Source organism: Ruegeria sp. BF10 (assembly GCF_056538725.1).
The window spans coordinates 1-15,912 of sequence record NZ_JBQFTR010000008.1 but is presented as its reverse complement, the minus strand read 5'-3'; the positions used below and the strand labels follow the sequence as shown (position 1 = coordinate 15,912).

10 protein-coding genes are annotated in these 15,912 nt (G+C 56.6%); 7 read left to right on the top strand and 3 right to left on the bottom strand.

The window, feature by feature from the left end:
• Positions 1 to 109 precede the first annotated feature (109 nt).
• Complete coding sequence (locus tag ACR0DJ_RS19155; RefSeq protein ID WP_170346961.1) at positions 110 to 1,339, bottom strand: right-handed parallel beta-helix repeat-containing protein; 1,230 nt, start codon at positions 1,337 to 1,339, stop codon at positions 110 to 112.
• 504 nt (positions 1,340 to 1,843) lie between these two features.
• On the opposite strand from ACR0DJ_RS19155, the gene ACR0DJ_RS19150 reads away from it, so the two are divergent.
• The 6 genes from ACR0DJ_RS19150 (at position 1,844) to ACR0DJ_RS19125 (ending at position 10,695) form a co-directional block, all read left to right on the top strand.
• The gene (locus ACR0DJ_RS19150) at positions 1,844 to 3,919 is read left to right on the top strand and encodes a right-handed parallel beta-helix repeat-containing protein (protein ID WP_480686040.1); all 2,076 of its coding nucleotides are present in this window, start codon (positions 1,844 to 1,846) and stop codon (positions 3,917 to 3,919) included.
• 268 nt (positions 3,920 to 4,187) lie between these two features.
• The gene (locus ACR0DJ_RS19145) at positions 4,188 to 4,901 is read left to right on the top strand and encodes a class I SAM-dependent methyltransferase (RefSeq protein ID WP_170346957.1); all 714 of its coding nucleotides are present in this window, start codon (positions 4,188 to 4,190) and stop codon (positions 4,899 to 4,901) included.
• Between the two features lie 175 nt (positions 4,902 to 5,076).
• The gene (locus ACR0DJ_RS19140; RefSeq protein WP_480686039.1) at positions 5,077 to 5,904 is read left to right on the top strand and encodes a class I SAM-dependent methyltransferase; all 828 of its coding nucleotides are present in this window, start codon (positions 5,077 to 5,079) and stop codon (positions 5,902 to 5,904) included.
• Positions 5,905 to 5,952: 48 nt separating this feature from the next.
• Entirely contained in the window at positions 5,953 to 7,803 is a 1,851-nt protein-coding gene (locus ACR0DJ_RS19135; RefSeq protein WP_425080205.1) for a hypothetical protein, read from the top strand.
• A gap of 221 nt (positions 7,804 to 8,024) precedes the next feature.
• The gene (locus tag ACR0DJ_RS19130) at positions 8,025 to 9,644 is read left to right on the top strand and encodes a glycosyltransferase family 39 protein (protein ID WP_480686038.1); all 1,620 of its coding nucleotides are present in this window, start codon (positions 8,025 to 8,027) and stop codon (positions 9,642 to 9,644) included.
• 52 nt (positions 9,645 to 9,696) lie between these two features.
• A complete protein-coding gene (locus tag ACR0DJ_RS19125; RefSeq protein WP_170346951.1) occupies positions 9,697 to 10,695 on the top strand; it encodes a glycosyltransferase family 2 protein in 999 nt (332 codons plus the stop codon).
• Between the two features lie 10 nt (positions 10,696 to 10,705).
• Here ACR0DJ_RS19125 and ACR0DJ_RS19120 read toward each other — a convergent pair whose 3' ends face one another.
• Complete coding sequence (locus ACR0DJ_RS19120; RefSeq protein ID WP_425080246.1) at positions 10,706 to 12,169, bottom strand: glycosyltransferase family 39 protein; 1,464 nt, start codon at positions 12,167 to 12,169, stop codon at positions 10,706 to 10,708.
• A 214-nt stretch (positions 12,170 to 12,383) separates the two neighbouring features.
• Positions 12,384 to 13,571, bottom strand: a complete 1,188-nt coding sequence (locus ACR0DJ_RS19115) for a glycosyltransferase family 4 protein (protein ID WP_480686037.1) — start codon at positions 13,569 to 13,571, stop codon at positions 12,384 to 12,386.
• 210 nt (positions 13,572 to 13,781) lie between these two features.
• On the opposite strand from ACR0DJ_RS19115, the gene ACR0DJ_RS19110 reads away from it, so the two are divergent.
• Positions 13,782 to 15,572 carry a B12-binding domain-containing radical SAM protein gene (locus ACR0DJ_RS19110; protein ID WP_480686036.1) on the top strand — a complete coding sequence of 597 codons (1,791 nt, stop codon included), beginning with the start codon at positions 13,782 to 13,784 and terminating at the stop codon, positions 15,570 to 15,572.
• Positions 15,573 to 15,912: the final 340 nt, after the last annotated feature.

The window sequence follows — 15,912 nt, the reverse complement described above, 5'->3', positions numbered from 1 at the left end:
TTCCTGCCTTCAAACGGATAACACATTACAGATTGCACTAACATATTGTCAGTATTCTGGCCGTGCGCCCGAAGCCAATCACTTTTCCACAACATTGCCTGCAATGTCCTCATCGCGAGGGGTAGGATTGCGACAGGCTGGACCCCGCATTCAGGCGATCAAGCTGGCTGCCGGGGCGTACGCCGTATTCGTTGTATCCGTCTTTCCTGCCTTGCGCGTAATAGATGAACTGGCTGTCATAATACCCACCCTGAGAGGGGGTCTGATCCTGAATCAACGCATTGTTGAGCACAACCCAATCGCGCTGGTTCTCGTGCCCGATGATATTGGCCACCGCATTCTGCTCAATGACCACCGAGGTCGAATCCGGAGAAATGTTGATGACCGGAACCGAATGACCGCCGGGCACATGGATCACCGAGTTCTTTCTGATCGAGATATTGTCCGAGCCATGGATCGAAATGCCGTGAATATGACCATTGTAGATCATGTTGTTTTCAACCAGCACATTGCGGTGTCGCATGACTGGGTTGCCGAGGTCCTTGCCGTCTCCGCCAGCCCAGATGGTCTGGGTGAAATCACCACCGGCCATGTCGAATATATTGTCACGGATGACGATGTCCGAAGATCCCCGGGGCGATACCCGCATAATCTGGATCATGTCGCGGTGATCCTGGGATCCAGCCGCACCGCCGAAATCGTGAAATCGGTTCCGCTCGATTCTCAGGCCATCCGCAGCATCCACATCAACCCCATCGGACCGGATCGTGTGAATGTTGTTGCCCGTAAAGACAAACTGCCGCGATTGCACGGACAGAACTGCTGTCCACCATCTGCGAAACTCGTTGCCTGAAAGGGTCAGGTTCCCGCCCCGCTCGATTTTCAGACCGATCCCGATACTGTACCCGTCCGCCTCGGACCCTGTTCCTCTTGCAGTCCCACCGTCGAACACGGAATTCGATATCACAATGTCCGTACTGTTCAGGATGACGAAATAGGCAATGAAATGCGGATCGCCCCCATTGTAGGTGTAATCGAAATAGACACCATCCAGATGCACATTCCTGGCTCCTTCCAGAACCAGACGGGTAAAACAGGCCGGCGCGGCAGGATCGGCGGACCGGATCACCACGGGTGACCGGTAGGACGCATTCAGCCTCAGGGTTCCATAATTCCCCGGCGCCAGAAGAAAGATTTCCCCGCCTCGGGCATTTTGCAGGGCTGCGCCAAGATCGGCGGCATTTGCGACCGGCTGCCCCTTGGTCTGAGTTGCGGGAAGATGCGTTCGCACGTCTCGCCCCTGACAGGGGGTCTGGGCCGCCACATCAAAACCCAACATGAGCAGTAGCGCCCCTGCCAAGACGAGAATCCGGGACCCGGCCATAACGCACCTTTCTGATAACCACACTTGCAGGAAAGTGTAGGCAAGGCGGGTTCCACTGTCTATCGCGCCTGCTTGCCTGTCTGGCGCCACGGCACGTCCGAATGGCCCTGCAACGCCCGGGTTTCCCTTACGGCACCGGGCAATTCATTGCCGATACCTATCGCCCATACGCAAGGACACGCCTGAATGATGGCTATTTTGTGGCCATTGTTGCCCTATAGGAATCAATTCGCCAAACCCTAGGCAACCGCTAAGGGAAGTGGAACAATTCCCGGTATCGAGTATCGAGTTCACTCGGAAATGACTGCAAAAGGGCAGAATTGTCCTCATACAGGCAACAGTTTCCAAACATAGCCATATTCCGGCCAATCTGTCGCCCTTGTGCGACTGTTCCATACTCCTTGGGTGAGCGGGATCTTCAGCGCTTTGGGTAAGCGCATTTGGAAACACAGGTGAAAGATGTCGACGACTATCATTGTAACTTCCGCCGCAGAGCTGAACCAGGCTTTGTCACAGGCCAGCGGTGGTGAGACGATCCTCCTTACTGCAGGTGACTACGGGTCACTGAACCTCCACAATACCAATTTCGCATCGAACGTGACGATCCAGTCCGCGGATCCTAATGCGAAAGCCAGCTTCTCGGATGTGCACCTCAAGCAATCGTCGAACATCACGTTCGACAGCATCAAGTTTGACTACAGCTTCAGTGGTGGCGACCACCACTTTCAAAGCAAGTTCGGCGTCTACGACAGCCAGAACATTACGTTCAACAACTCGATCTTCGACGGCGATGTTGCCAGCGGTACCGGAACATCGGCGGACGGTACCGGCTATGGCACAGGTCTGAACATCGCCGGCTCGACCAATATCAACATCAACAACACCGAATTCTCACAATGGTGGAAAGCTGTCATTGCGGTGAATTCCGACGGGATCAATGTCACCGGCAACGACATCCACACGATCCGCTCCGATGGTCTGGTCTTTGACAATGTCGACAACATCCTGGTTGAGAACAACCACCTGCACGATTTCGGCGGCGCGGCTGGCTCGGGCGATCACCGTGACATGATCCAGATTCAGCGCGCCTATGGCAGCGGCAGCGACAACATCACCATCCGCAACAACCTCTTTGACATGGCCAACGGGGATTTCACCCAGACCATCTGGGCTGGCGGTGACGGCAAGAACATCGACGACCCCAGCGTGATCCACCACAACGTGCTGATCGAAGGGAACACGATCTACAACGGTCACTTCCACGGGATCTCTCTTTATGGTGTGGATGGACTTACGATCACCAAGAATTCGGTCCTGCACGTAGACGAAAAGACGCTGACAGGCGGGATCGAAATCCCGGCGATCAACGTTTCCGCCGGTTCCAAAAACGTCACCATCGATCAGAACATTACGTCTCAGATCGTGGGGTATAACGGGCAGGCTGACTGGAACGTAACCAACAACGCCCTGATCCAGCCCAGTGAGTACGACCAGAACTTCACCTATCAGGCAACGGCACAGGGGAATGGCTACAACCAATATGTCGTCATCCCGGGCAGCCTGGCTGACACACTGAACGCCGGCTCTGCCGTCTCGCATGGTGCCACGGGATCCACCCCCCCGCAGCAGGTTCCCCCCGGGGGATCACAACCCAATACCAGCCCCACACCACCGGACAGCGGGTCCGGGCAACCCGATACCGGGTCCGGGCAACCCAATACCGGGTCCGAACAGCCTGACACTGGGTCCGAGCAGCCCGATACCGGGTCCGAGCAGCCCGACACCGGGTCCGAACAGCCTGACACTGGGTCCGAGCAACCCGACACCGGGTCCGAACAGACCGACACCGGGTCCGAGCCTGTTCTTGGTGCCGACCCGCAGGGCGAACTGATGATCGATATAACCCATCAGGACAGCCCGGAGACTATCGGACGCCTGGACGGGGTTTCTGAGGTTGGCAAAACCCATGTTCCGGCCGATGAAACACAGGCAGAAGGCGATACAAGCGCCGAGCAGCCTGACACCGGCTCTGAACCTGTCCATGGTGACGGCTGGCAAAGCGAGTTGTCGATGATCGACATATCCAATCAGAATAGCCGGGGGAACATCGGAACCCTGGACGGAATTTCTGACGCGTCGCAGGTTAGCTTCTCGGTCGACATAACCCGTGACGAAGGTGAAACGGGTGCTGAACGGCTTGTATGGAACCATTCGAATTTCGGTCTGAAGCTGAACAAGAAAGGGCATCTGGTCGCAAAAGTCGACAACAATGATGACGGGTTCCGTAAAGGCTTCAAGGTCAAGGATGTCGAGTTGAACGACGGTGAAACACATCAGGTCACCCTGATGGTTGATCAGGACACCGACCGCCTTCAGATTCTGGTCGATGGTGCCGTTGTCCTGGACGAAACCAATACGGATTTCGATTTCGCCGACGGACAGGAAAGAGACTGGTACGTTGGTGACAGCGTTGACACCTTTGCGGTCGGCGAAGAAGCCCCGTTTGTCGAGCCGTATTCTGATTTGTTCGCGTAACGGCAAAGATCGCTGAAAATACAGCCTATTGATTACCACTGCATGGGCGGGTACCGAAAATTCGGACCCGCCCATATCTATTCCGCCCCCTGGCATTGCCAGTCATGTAAACTTGGGTGCATACGTTCTTTGAATGCTGCCGGCATTCATCTAAAGATTGGTCAAACAGCCATGTCACTGCCTTAAAAGGCGTATTGCAAAAATCTTTTTATCGCGATTGGCCCCGTTTCGAACGCCGCGCAAGGTTACGGGTTTTTTGGGAGAGTAAATGGTACAGTCAGAAATACGCTGGCACACGGATTGCAGACAGGATTATCTGGATACGGTCTGGAACATCATAACAGATGAAAAACCGGCCCGGATCATGGAAATCGGTGGCACGACCAGCCGATCGACCGGCGACAAGACACTGCCTGATCATGTCACATCCTTCACGATCAGTGACATAAGTGCCGAAGAGCTTTCCCATGTTTCCGATGAGTTCGACACCCTTCAGATCAACGCCTGCGGCGATGTCAGCCATGTGGATCAGAGGTTCGATCTGATCATGTCCAAGTTTTGTGGCGAGCATATGCCCGACGGCAAGCAGTTCCACAAAAACATGCATCACCTTCTGGCGGATGGTGGCGTTGCTGTTCACTTGGTGCCAACCATTTTCGCCTCGCCGTTCCTGATCAACTGGCTGTTTCCCGAACAACTGACACGCAAGGCGGTTCAACTGTTGCAGCCCCGGCGCTTTGATGGCCAGAATACCGGCAAATTCCCCGCCTACTACTCACTGTGTCGCGGCTCGACCCCGTACATGCGAAAGGCGCTGGCGGATGTCGGGTTTTCGAGCATCGAAGTACATGAATATTACGGGCACCATTACTATGATAAGATTTTCGGCCTGCGGCAGCTGGATAACGGGCTGGCGCGCCTGTGCGCCCGGCGCGAATGGGCGGTCTATTCTTCCTATGCCATCATCGTAACGCGCAAGTAAGTGCCCCAGACCGGGCCCACGGCGTTTGACAGGAAGCCACCAAGGCCTGAGGCTGTGGAAAGAGCGGAGCCACAAAACAGCCAAACAGACGAAGTAATGGAATTGACGCCCCAGTTTATGAATACCCGCTTCGACAGGTGGAGCGCATGACAAGTTGAGATCCGAGGACGTAGAGATGTTAGAGTCGAAAAGTTATCAGGCCTATATGAACAGCCCATACAAAAGCAGTAAGCATTCCACTTACTTCGATGTGTATGACAAACTTTTTTCTCCTTACATCGGGAAAGATATCACGTTTGTTGAGATCGGCGTTCTGGGTGGTGGATCTCTTTTCATGTGGCGGGAGTTCTTTGGCCCTCAGGCGCGCATCATCGGCGTTGAGCTGAACCCCGATGCAAAGCGCTGGGAACAGGAAGGGTTCGAGATTTTCATCGGCAGCCAGAGCGACCCGGATTTCCTTGAAAAAATCGTAAGGGAGGTCGGGGACATCGACATCGTTCTGGATGATGGCGGCCACACCTATGAACAACAGATCATTACGACGGAATGCCTGTTGCCACACATCAAGGATGGCGGAATGCTTGTGGTCGAAGACACGCATACCTCCTACATGGAAGGGTTCGGCCTCAGGCACCGTTCCTTCATCAAATACGCCATGAACATGGTGGACCGTATCAACCATCGGTTCTCGCGACTGACGCCTGACGCCTCGGAAAAGCGTGCCTGGGGGATTAGCTTCTTTGAGTCTTTCGTCGTCTTTGACGTGAACCGCAAGGCGACCTCGGTCGCATCGACACCCACAGAAAACGCTGGCGAGGACCTGCATGCCAAAGACTTCAGGCATGCGGACAATCAGACCTATGAAACTCTTCTGAAAACATCCAAAGGGCTCTCGGCGCTCAAGGCCATTCCGGGGATGCGTGCCGCAGCCAGGCTGGTACGAAACATCGTGTCGCTGCCATCCAACATGAAGCGCGCCCGCAGGTTGAAAGAGTATTTTTGACCGGGTCAGGGACAGCTGTGTGCACGTTTCTTGTGGGAAATGTATAGCATGAGCATTGCACGACCCGCACATATCCTCTCGACTAGGTTCCGCTGGCCGCATGCGATTTCCGCCAGCCTGCTCATTTATGCACTCACAACCGCACCGGGCCTGATCAGGGATGGCAGAAACCCGGATGACTGGCGTCAGGTCCATGGCGCGCCCGAAGGCGGGCTCCCTCTCAACTGGACGACCGAGGAAGGTCGCTGGGCGATGGAGGTGCTGTATGTTCATGTTCTCCAGGAACGTTTTCTGCCCGTTTTGCAGACTGGTCTGGCGGCAGGCGCCTTTCTTCTGCTGTCATGGGTTCTGGCGCGGCAATCCAGCGATCGTGACACCCGGCCCTTCGCGACCTTCCTGATTTTCACGCTTGGCGTTCATCACATCTATATGATCAACGCCCTTACCTTTTCGAGCCACGTGTTTGCTTTCCCGCTGGCGTTGCTGCTTTCCGTTGCCGGTTTCAAATGTTTTGAACGCGGCATCCTTCATGCGTTTGGCGCTCGGGTGATCTGGCTTTTGATCGGTGCGCAATGCATCGCGCTTTGTGCAGCACTCTATCAACCTTTTGTCCCGTTCGGTGCCGTGATCCTGTTTGTCTCGATGATCCGAACCGACCGATACAAGACCACAGATGTGGGCACATTCATCCTGCTGTCGGCAATTGGATCATGTCTTGGCCTTCTGGCCTATGTTGCGCAGGCCCATCTGGCTGCCCAACTGCATGACCATGTCCCCACAACCAACCGTGTCGCCCTGGCCTCGGCGCACGAATTGCAGGACAAATTGGAAAACAGCTTGAGATTGCTTGGCCAGATCTGGCGGGGATCGCTTCAGAGAATACCCTTTGCGGTCAAGACTCTGAACTCAGCCTATATCGGAATAGGGGTTTTGCTGAGCGTCGGGTTGAGCATTCATGTCCTTGCGCGCCCTCCGCGCAACTGGATGAACGCCCTGCGCATCCTGGTGGGTATGATCGGGATTCTCCTGTTACCTCTTCTGATCTGGTTCGCCTATGACGGGCCATGGCTGCCGTCTCGGGCCGTCGCATATGTCGGCTTACTGGCTGCGGTGTTCTACCTGGCTGTTGATGCCGAAATACGGGCAAGAGGGTTCACGGCACCCATCATTCTGGGCCTGCCCCTGATCGTTGCCCTCACATACGCATTCATGGCGCCTTTCGTCTGGAGCGATCAGTCCGAAATGGGAGACCGTGATGAGGCGCTTGCCGAAAAAATCATGGCGCGGGTCGCGGAACTGGAAGGGTATGACGGGGCGCCATTCCGCATCGTCGGCCATACAGATTACCCCGATCTGGCTTGGGGGGACATGATTGGTTGGACCGTATTTCACGCTGGCAACTCCCGCCCGGGCATCTTCAAGGACATGTACGACCTGGACTGGTACGCCGAGGGCGGGCTGTATGAAGGACCGCTGGCCTGCGAGGCCTTCCCGGCCGAGAATTCCGTCTATTTGTATCAAGGTGCCGCCTATGTCTGCCTGTCACGAAGCCCCGGCTTTTCCGGCAACCTCATGTGCGCCGACAGTGACAGGCCCGAAATCGGCCGTGTCTGCGTCACACAAACAGCGGTTCTGCGGTTCTCGGAAATCTGTGCGCCCCCCGTTCGGGGGGACAGAATTGACGTGATACACACCGCGACGCCAACCATCCGCAGCGCTTTTTACGACGTTCAGAGCCGTGGCCACACCATACATGGCGGGTGCTTCTATACCGCAGGCTGGAACGGTGAGGTGCCTGATGTGATCGACGTGTCGATGGTTGGCGGGGATGGTGCAGTCACCTGGTCCGAAAAGCTGACGCTCGGCGCGGCACGATATCCATTCGACAGCGCAGAATAAGGCGTGCCAGAGTGACCTGAGCCACATCCTGTAGTATCATTCCCGGATTACCGTTCCGAGTAGTTGTGTTTCAGAGTGGCTATTTTGCAATGGCATCATCAGATGAGAAAAGCGTTTTTCTAATCAGGCGTGAATATCGCACATATGCTGTCCTGTGCGCCCTTGGTGTTGCTCTTGCATGTGTCGTCCTGCTGCGGCTCTGGGGGATTGAGGAACGCAGCATGTCCCATCCGGAAATCTATGTCCCCGGCATCGAGCTGGTTCCGGGTATTTCCGAGCCACCGCCGCGACATGGTCTTGCCGAAACTCTCTGGTGGCATTTCCATGACGAACCGCATCCCATGGGATGGTATACAGCCATGCTGGGCTGGACCAAGACATTCGGGACTTCGCATTTCGCATTGCGGTTTCCAGGAGTTCTGTTTGCCATGGGGTCGATCCCGCTGATTTTTCTGATTGCACGCAGCATATTCGGATCGTCCATCGGCTGTCTGTCCGCATTGCTGCTGTCGCTTCATGGCTTCCACATCTTCTGGAGCCAAATGGCACGTATGTATGTCGCCGGTGCCTTCCTCTCTCTGCTGGCGACCTGGCTTTTGCTCTGCCTGATGAGAACACCCAGACCACGGCCCTGGCTTGAGTTTGCTTATGTCGCCTCAGTTGTGGCCGGAGTGCTGACAGTCGAGTTTTTCTGGCCCCTGATCATGATCCATCTGCTGTGGACAGCATTGGTTCTGCCTCGGCCCGAACCGGTATCGAACCGCTCTTCACATAGGATCGGCCTGTGGCAGGGGGCCCGGCTGTTTCAGATACAATCCCTTGCCTTCATCCTAGCCGCCCCTGCGCTGGTGCATGCAGTCTATCGCGCGCGCAAGGGCGCAGCGCTTGATCCATCCCCGGACTTTCTGATCGAATACTTCTCTTTCGGATTTCTGTTCGCCAAAGACGAATTCACAATTCCGCAGCTACAGATCGGGCAGGTCTGGGTCTGGTTGCTGCTGGCCTTTGCCCTGCTGTTGCTGACAGCCAGCTTGAAAGCCCCAAAGCGTGAAGCACCGATTTTCACCACGACCCCTCGGATTCCCGTCTGGATTCCGGGCCTGCTGGCTGTCTGCTCAGCCAGCTTCATATTCTGGCTCGCCTCAATCGCACATCGCCGGAACGAAGCTCTGATGGCAATGTCCATCTTGCCGTTTCTGGCCTTGCTCATCCCTGCCCTGGGCGCGGTCTGGGGCAGGTTTGTCCCCCGTCTGCCATCGCACACACTGCATCACCCTCAGGAAAGGGCGCTGCTTTTGTGGCTGCTGGCGGTTGCCGCACCTTTGATCCTTTTTGCGGCATCCCATTTCGTATCCGTCCTTGCCCCGCAGGCTTTTCTGGTTTTTGTACCTTACCTGTTGATCCTCTGCGCGGCGGGGGCGGTCTGGCTGTTCGGGAACATTCGCCTCAGGCTGGCAACGACAGGACTGTGCCTGCTCGTCTTTGCTGCCAGCGTCCCCTACGCCATCAGAAAACCCGGGGCACCCAACGATTATCAAGGAATAGCGCAAGCCGTGTTATCTGAAATGCAATCCGGCGATCTTGTTTTTCTGAGGAACCGGGATTGGGTCGATACACCGCTGTTCTATTACATCAATGACGCGAATTTCGTCGTCTCGGAATATGATGCATCTTTGCAAGCCAACCCCACATCCCGCGTCTGGCTGATCACCTGGCCCCATGAAGAAGCTTTTGTCATCACCGATGCACGGCGTGAGGCATTGAGTGACTATGATAAGACACTGGAAATTGAAAAGTTGCGCGCCCGGGCGGAACTTTTTGAGCCTGAGGGAAAACCATGATCACCTGTGCCCAAATGAACGGAAAAAGGCCCGCGTCATGGTGACGTTGAACATGAGCACCCCCACATCTCCATCCCGGGGAAAAGCCCCGGGCCAAAGCGCTCCGACGCTCAGCATCATCGTGCCCATGTTCAATGAAGAAGAGGTTCTGCCGGCCCTGTTCGAACGTTTGGGGCAATTCCTCGGTCAGCTTGGGGAAAGCTACGAGATCATCTGCGTGAACGACGGCAGCACAGACGCGACCGCCAGGATTCTGGCTGCTGCGCATGAGCGCGATGATCGTATCAAGGTGCTGAACTTTTCACGTAATTTCGGCAAGGAAATCGCATTGACGGCGGGGCTGGATGCAGCTGCGGGTGAAGCCGTTGTTCCGATAGACGCGGATTTGCAGGATCCGCCCGAACTGATCGAGACATTTCTGGAAAAATGGCGCGAAGGATTCGATGTCGTCTATGCCGTCCGGCGCCACCGCGACAGCGATACCGCGATGAAACGCTGGACAGCGCGGAAGTTTTATAAGGTCATCAACCGGCTCTCAGGCGTGCCGATACCCGCCAATACCGGCGATTTCCGCCTTATGGACCGGCGCGTGGTTCAGGCTGTCGTTCAACTGCGCGAGCACAACCGCTTTATGAAGGGCCTTTTTGCCTGGGTCGGGTTTCGGCACACCGAGGTGGCGTATGACCGCCCCGAGCGTGCGGCGGGGCAGACCAAGTTCAACTACTGGCGCCTTTGGAACTTTGCGCTGGACGGTATTACCGGGTTCAGCACCGTACCTCTCAGGATTGCAGGCTATGTCGGCATGCTGACTGCGTTGGCCGCGATCATCTACGGTGTTTTCCTGATCTCACGTACCCTTGTTTACGGGGTGGATGTACCCGGCTATGCCTCATTGATGGTTGCAGTGCTGTTGATCGGCGGCCTGCAACTTGTCGTGCTGGGCGTCATCGGGGAATATCTGGGGCGGCTTTATGCAGAGGCTCAGAAACGGCCGCTTTACATTGTCGAAAGCAGCCTGGGGTTTGAGCCCCTGGACGGTCATTCATCCTGATCCCTCCGCCTCATCTGCGCCGGTAGACAAGAACCTGCCCGTCCCCCAGTGTCCCGGCAAACGCATGCACGCGTTCCAGCCGCCCTTCGGCATCACGTCGCAGATCAGGAATGGCGCGGAACATCCGGTCCGGGAACAGAACAACCAGCGCCACAGGGCCAGGTTGGGCCATCGCTTCGGAATAGTCCTGCGCATCCCCGATGGTTCCCCAGTCGGCGTCGAAGTGGTCTTCGAAAAGGGGGCCGCCCGGGTTGATCGCATATACCCGTTCTGACGGGCTGCGGGTTTCTTCCACAAGCGCAAAAGCCCCCGCCAGATCCTGTTTCGGAGCAGAATAGTTCCGCTGCACCAAGAACACGGACACCACGATCATCGCCAGAACGCCCAACGCAAAGAGCGGCGATCCAAGCCGGGGCTGTTGAGCCCACCGTGCCACCGCATCAGCACCGTATCGACACCCCACAACGGCCAGAATAATGATCAGCCCGATATCGACGAAAAAGAACCTCGGCCAGATCCGCATCTCAAGCGACAGCAGAAGGATCAGCGTCACGGCGATATGCATGGCGATGGACGGGAAAAACAACGGCTGCGTCGCATGCGCCCCCACGGCACCGAAGACGATGACGGCCAGCCCTCCGATCGCGATGAACAACATCAGCGGGCCGGTATCCCCAACCGCGGTCCGCAAACCTTCGACAATTGTCCAGAGCGGGTTCTGATATTCCTGCATGGGGTCCACGGCGGATGTCGCCGAAACCTCGCTCACCGTGCCCGCTATGCTTGGCAAGATCGGCAGATACGCGAACAGGACCAGAACCAGCGCAACCGCAACACCCACCAGCGGATGCAGCACCCATTGACGGGTCAAGGTGCCCCGACCGAACCCGGTCACCAGGGAAAGCAGCCAGATGAGGCCCAATGCAACAAAGAAAAATGCACCGGTCAGATGGGTGAAAACAGCGGCCGCGGCAGTAAAGCCGAACGCAACCCAGGTGCCGGTCGCTGGCTGGCGCATCCCCCGCAGAAAGAAAATGAAGCCAAGCGTGCTCCAGAATGCAAGCTCGGTATATCCGCGCGCGTTCTGAGAGAACCAGACCTGATGATAGGACAGGGCCACCAGCAAGGCAGAAACATGCGCAATCGTGCTGTCTGCAACCTCTTTTGCCAGCCACCAGATTACCCCGACAAGACCGACGCCAAACAGGACGGCCGGAAACCGGTACGCCCAAGCCTGATCTCCGAATATCTGGGAAACCAGCTTTGCCTTCATGCTGAAAAAGTAATGATGGTTCATCGAATATTCGCGCATCATCTCATTCCACGGAAGGCTGACATGCGTATCGACGGTCCGGATTTCATCATACCACAGGGGCGCGTTCAGCCCGGCGCTTCTGAGGACTGCGGCAAGAAGAAGAATGAACAGGAGTATTGCCAGATCGTTGCGGTCAAGCGCGGGGGAAGGCTGTTTCATGGGCTTCTCCAGTCCACTCGGTTCAGGTCAGGCACCCGGCAAAATCGTCGGCCTGGGCGCGGCGCATGCAGGGGACGGTCCTTCTTTCGCATCCCACCGTATCCGGGGCGCATGCTGACACAAGACTCGGATGCAGGCGGTTTCACCTCAAAGCAGCCCAAATACTCGATAATATACAAAACATCCCCTTATTGTTTCCGTTTGCTGCGCTCTGTCAGGCCACCCCATCCAGCATCTGCCGATAAATCTGTTCGATCCGTTCATGCACATGGGTTGGGTCGAAACGGTCCTCACGTGCCAATGCGCGGGCGTTGACCCCCAGGGTTTTGCGCAGCCCCCCGTCCCCTGCCAGTTCCAGCACGGCAGCCGTCAGGCTTTCAACATCACCGACAGGGCAAAGCCGCCCAACCCGGTCCGACACAAGCTCACTCACACCGCCGCAATCGGTCGCTATCACGGGCAAACCGGCGTGAAAGGCCTCGACGATTGAAATCGGCAGAGCCTCCCACCGGGACGTGAGCAGCATGAAATCCGCGGCGGCCATATGCAGGGGGACGGTATCGATCGGCCCCAGAACCCGGATGTTGTCATGCACCCCGGCCGAAGCAATCCAGTCCGAAAGCACGTCCGCCAGGGGACCGTGGCCAGCCAATGCGATCACGATATCGCGCCGGACCTTCACCAGCCGGGCCAAAACATCGATCATCACGTCGATACCTTTTTGCGGATCCAACCGGGCCGGGCTGAAAATCAGCACGCCTTCCCCATCGCGCAAAAGCTCCTGTCTCAGCGCCAGAACTGCGGCGGGATCCTGATCCGGTGGCGGCGGCACACCAAGCCCAAGCTGGGCGGTGCGCGCCCGCGGCAGGCCACGCGCAATCAGTTCATCAAGGGTTTTACGGCTGGGACAGGCGGTGACATGCGCCGCGAACTGAGCACTGCGCGCCACCCCGCCATACCGTTCGGGCGTCGAACCATGGAAGGTGAAAAGGCGACGGGTCGGCAGACCGGCAAGCGCCAGCCGGGCGACAAGCGCGGGGGCGGTTTCGTGGGAATGAACAAGGTCGAAACGGCCGCGGGCTACGATCTTTCGCAGTTTTTGCGCGCATCCCATGGCGGCTCCAAGCCGTCTCGTCATGCTGAGACGCTCATCTTCCGATACACGTTTCAGGTCCAACGCATGAAACCCGACATCCCGCCCTTCCCGGCCCCATGGGCCCGGCGATCCGCCCAGTTCGACATGATGCCCCCGATCCCGCAGATGATCTGTCAGATCCAGAATATGGCGCTGAATTCCACCTCGTTCGAACGCAGGACCCAGCTGCAAAATTCGCAACGGTCTGGTGGATGACCCGGCCGCAGCATTCGGATGTATCCCCGGCTGCCCCGAAACACACGTCATGGACGAAACCCCTTACTCTCCCTTTTCCGGACACATGCGGGCACCATGTGCCCCTGCGACCCGAAAGGGTTTTACACAATAGATTACAGACTCCGCGCCTCTGATCTGATATTGTTCAAGGCTGAGCCATACTAAAACATGGCCATCATATGGCAGGTGCGCAGTACGTCAAAGGTATCCTCGACAAAGATACGTCGGGAGGGTGAGTGGATGTACGAAGCAATTGGCCAGCCTGCTGGCGAAGAAAATTTTGAAAGCAATGAAACAGCCGTAACCGACAAGGTTCTCATCGTCACGGGTGGAGCTACGGTTGGCGGCAGCATGGTGGAAAGCAACAGCACCATCGTCGATGCCCTTGGCCGACAATTGGGCATCATGCGCACGTCCTCGGCCATCTGGCAGGATGTGGCGCTGAAGGCGGTCAGCGCTGAAATGCTGTTGGCCCGCACACTTTTCAAACGGCGGCCGAAGTTCCGGCGGGCGCCTTACCGCGCCGCAGTTGACCGGTATTTCTCATCTCAATCCTATGTCAGTGCTCCTGAACTGACCGAGGTCGTGCTTGCAGGCGATCTGCGCAAGGAAGGGATTGCTTTTGAAGCGACCACTTTCGCCGGGCTTGCTGATGCCGAAACACGCAACCGACTTCTGGGTGAATGCAAATGCGTCTTTGTTTCAAGCACATTGATGCGAGATATGAGCGAGCTCATACCGCTGGTCAAGATGCTGAAACAACCGCATAACAAGGTTGTTGTCGGGGGTGCCTTGGTTTCACTTCTGCATGATGACTGGACACATGTTCCGGGTGCTGATCTTGTCGCCATAGGCTATGGGGAAATGCTTGTTCCCGTATTGGCACGCTGGATCAAAAGCGGCTATCGCGATATTGAGCCTCCTGAAAACGGTCGTGTCGTGGAACGTCTGGGCAATACGCTGGTCTACAGCGGCAGCCCATCCGGAAAAAGCCTCGACTGGCTGCCCACTCCGGACTGGAAACTGGCCGAGGCATATCACGGCCGCAGTTTCGAGATGATCAATTATGAATCCGTCCGCGGCTGCCCCTATCGGTGTTCTTTCTGCAACTTCCCCTTCCTGTTCGAAGACACCATGTTCCGGGTCAAATCCGCCCGCAAGATTTTCGACGATTGGATGATCTACGCCAAGGGAGGAGCAAAGATCATCAATTGCATGGACAGCCTGTTCACCATCCCGCCCAAGCGCCTCAAGGAACTGTGCGAGCTGTTGATCGAAGCAGGCAGTCCGGTCGGCTGGACCTGCTATGCGCGCGCGGGGGATCTTGCCAAACCGGGCACCGCAGCGCTGATGAAAGCGGCAGGCTGCCAGCTGGTGCACATAGGGTACGAGACCGGCGATCAGGGCGTTTTGGACAACATGAACAAGAAATCCGATGTCGGGCACAATGTTCAGGCCCTGGTCAATTGCCGCGAAGCGGGGCTGACAACGGCCATTACATTGATTGTGGGTTTCCCGGGTGAGACAAAAGCCAGCCTGCGCGAAACACTCAACCGTTTGAAAGAAGCGCCACCGGACCTGTTCTTTGGCGGTGGCTTCAACACCCGCATGGTGTCCATGCCTGTACTGCAACCCGATCAACGGCGACGTTTTGGACTTGTCACACAACTCGATCATCTGTCCTCTGCGCCTTACTGGAAGCATGACACCATGTCATGCCGCGACGTGCCCAGCGGATTGCGCTGGCTCAACCGCAGTTTGATAGAAGAAAAAGTCGCACTGGAAGGCAGCCTCTTTTACGAGGGGCTTTTGGGATATGATGCTTCTGACCGCGACGACCTCCTTGATTTTCAGGCCGATCTTGTGGCGACGCTGGGACCGTTGAAATACGGGTTCGATCTGGCCCAACAAGTTCTTCGCGGAATTCTGCATTTCGATGTCTGGCGCAAGCTCCGGCACATAACCCCGGAAACCGAGATGCGAACCCCTCAGATAGACCGCACTCCTGAGCAGGTTGAACAGGCGGGATAAGAGGCCGCCAAATCCGCTCAGACTGTTTCAGAACCGGGCTGTGCAGCAATTGTGCCGGCATGGCCGAAGGCTGCGGCCGAGTACGCTGTGGCGCAGGAGGAAAGGACCAAAGACACGATCCTTTTGCTTCAGCGGGCTCAACAAATTAGAAGCCCTGCCGATATTACGCTCATTATCCCCTGGTTTTGTTCACTTGTTGCCTGATCTGGATTCCTTTCATTCATACTCGATAAGTATCGCTTATCATGTTTGTTTGATTTTTCCGCGAAATGCACGCAGAGTGGCTGCCATGAAGCCCCCTGCCCCCTATCTCCCTTCCGCCTCCCCTGCCCTGTCGCAG

What these genes read in the sequence shown, in the direction of transcription:
- ACR0DJ_RS19155 (WP_170346961.1), bottom strand. Translation starts at nt 1,339, where the DNA reads ATGTTGGGTTTTGATGTGGCGGCCCAGACCCCCTGTCAGGGGCGAGAC.
- ACR0DJ_RS19150 (WP_480686040.1), top strand. Translation starts at nt 1,844, where the DNA reads ATGTCGACGACTATCATTGTAACTTCCGCCGCAGAGCTGAACCAGGCT.
- ACR0DJ_RS19145 (WP_170346957.1), top strand. Translation starts at nt 4,188, where the DNA reads ATGGTACAGTCAGAAATACGCTGGCACACGGATTGCAGACAGGATTAT.
- ACR0DJ_RS19140 (WP_480686039.1), top strand. Translation starts at nt 5,077, where the DNA reads ATGTTAGAGTCGAAAAGTTATCAGGCCTATATGAACAGCCCATACAAA.
- ACR0DJ_RS19135 (WP_425080205.1), top strand. Translation starts at nt 5,953, where the DNA reads ATGAGCATTGCACGACCCGCACATATCCTCTCGACTAGGTTCCGCTGG.
- ACR0DJ_RS19130 (WP_480686038.1), top strand. Translation starts at nt 8,025, where the DNA reads ATGTCCCATCCGGAAATCTATGTCCCCGGCATCGAGCTGGTTCCGGGT.
- ACR0DJ_RS19125 (WP_170346951.1), top strand. Translation starts at nt 9,697, where the DNA reads ATGAGCACCCCCACATCTCCATCCCGGGGAAAAGCCCCGGGCCAAAGC.
- ACR0DJ_RS19120 (WP_425080246.1), bottom strand. Translation starts at nt 12,169, where the DNA reads ATGAAACAGCCTTCCCCCGCGCTTGACCGCAACGATCTGGCAATACTC.
- ACR0DJ_RS19115 (WP_480686037.1), bottom strand. Translation starts at nt 13,571, where the DNA reads ATGACGTGTGTTTCGGGGCAGCCGGGGATACATCCGAATGCTGCGGCC.
- ACR0DJ_RS19110 (WP_480686036.1), top strand. Translation starts at nt 13,782, where the DNA reads ATGTACGAAGCAATTGGCCAGCCTGCTGGCGAAGAAAATTTTGAAAGC.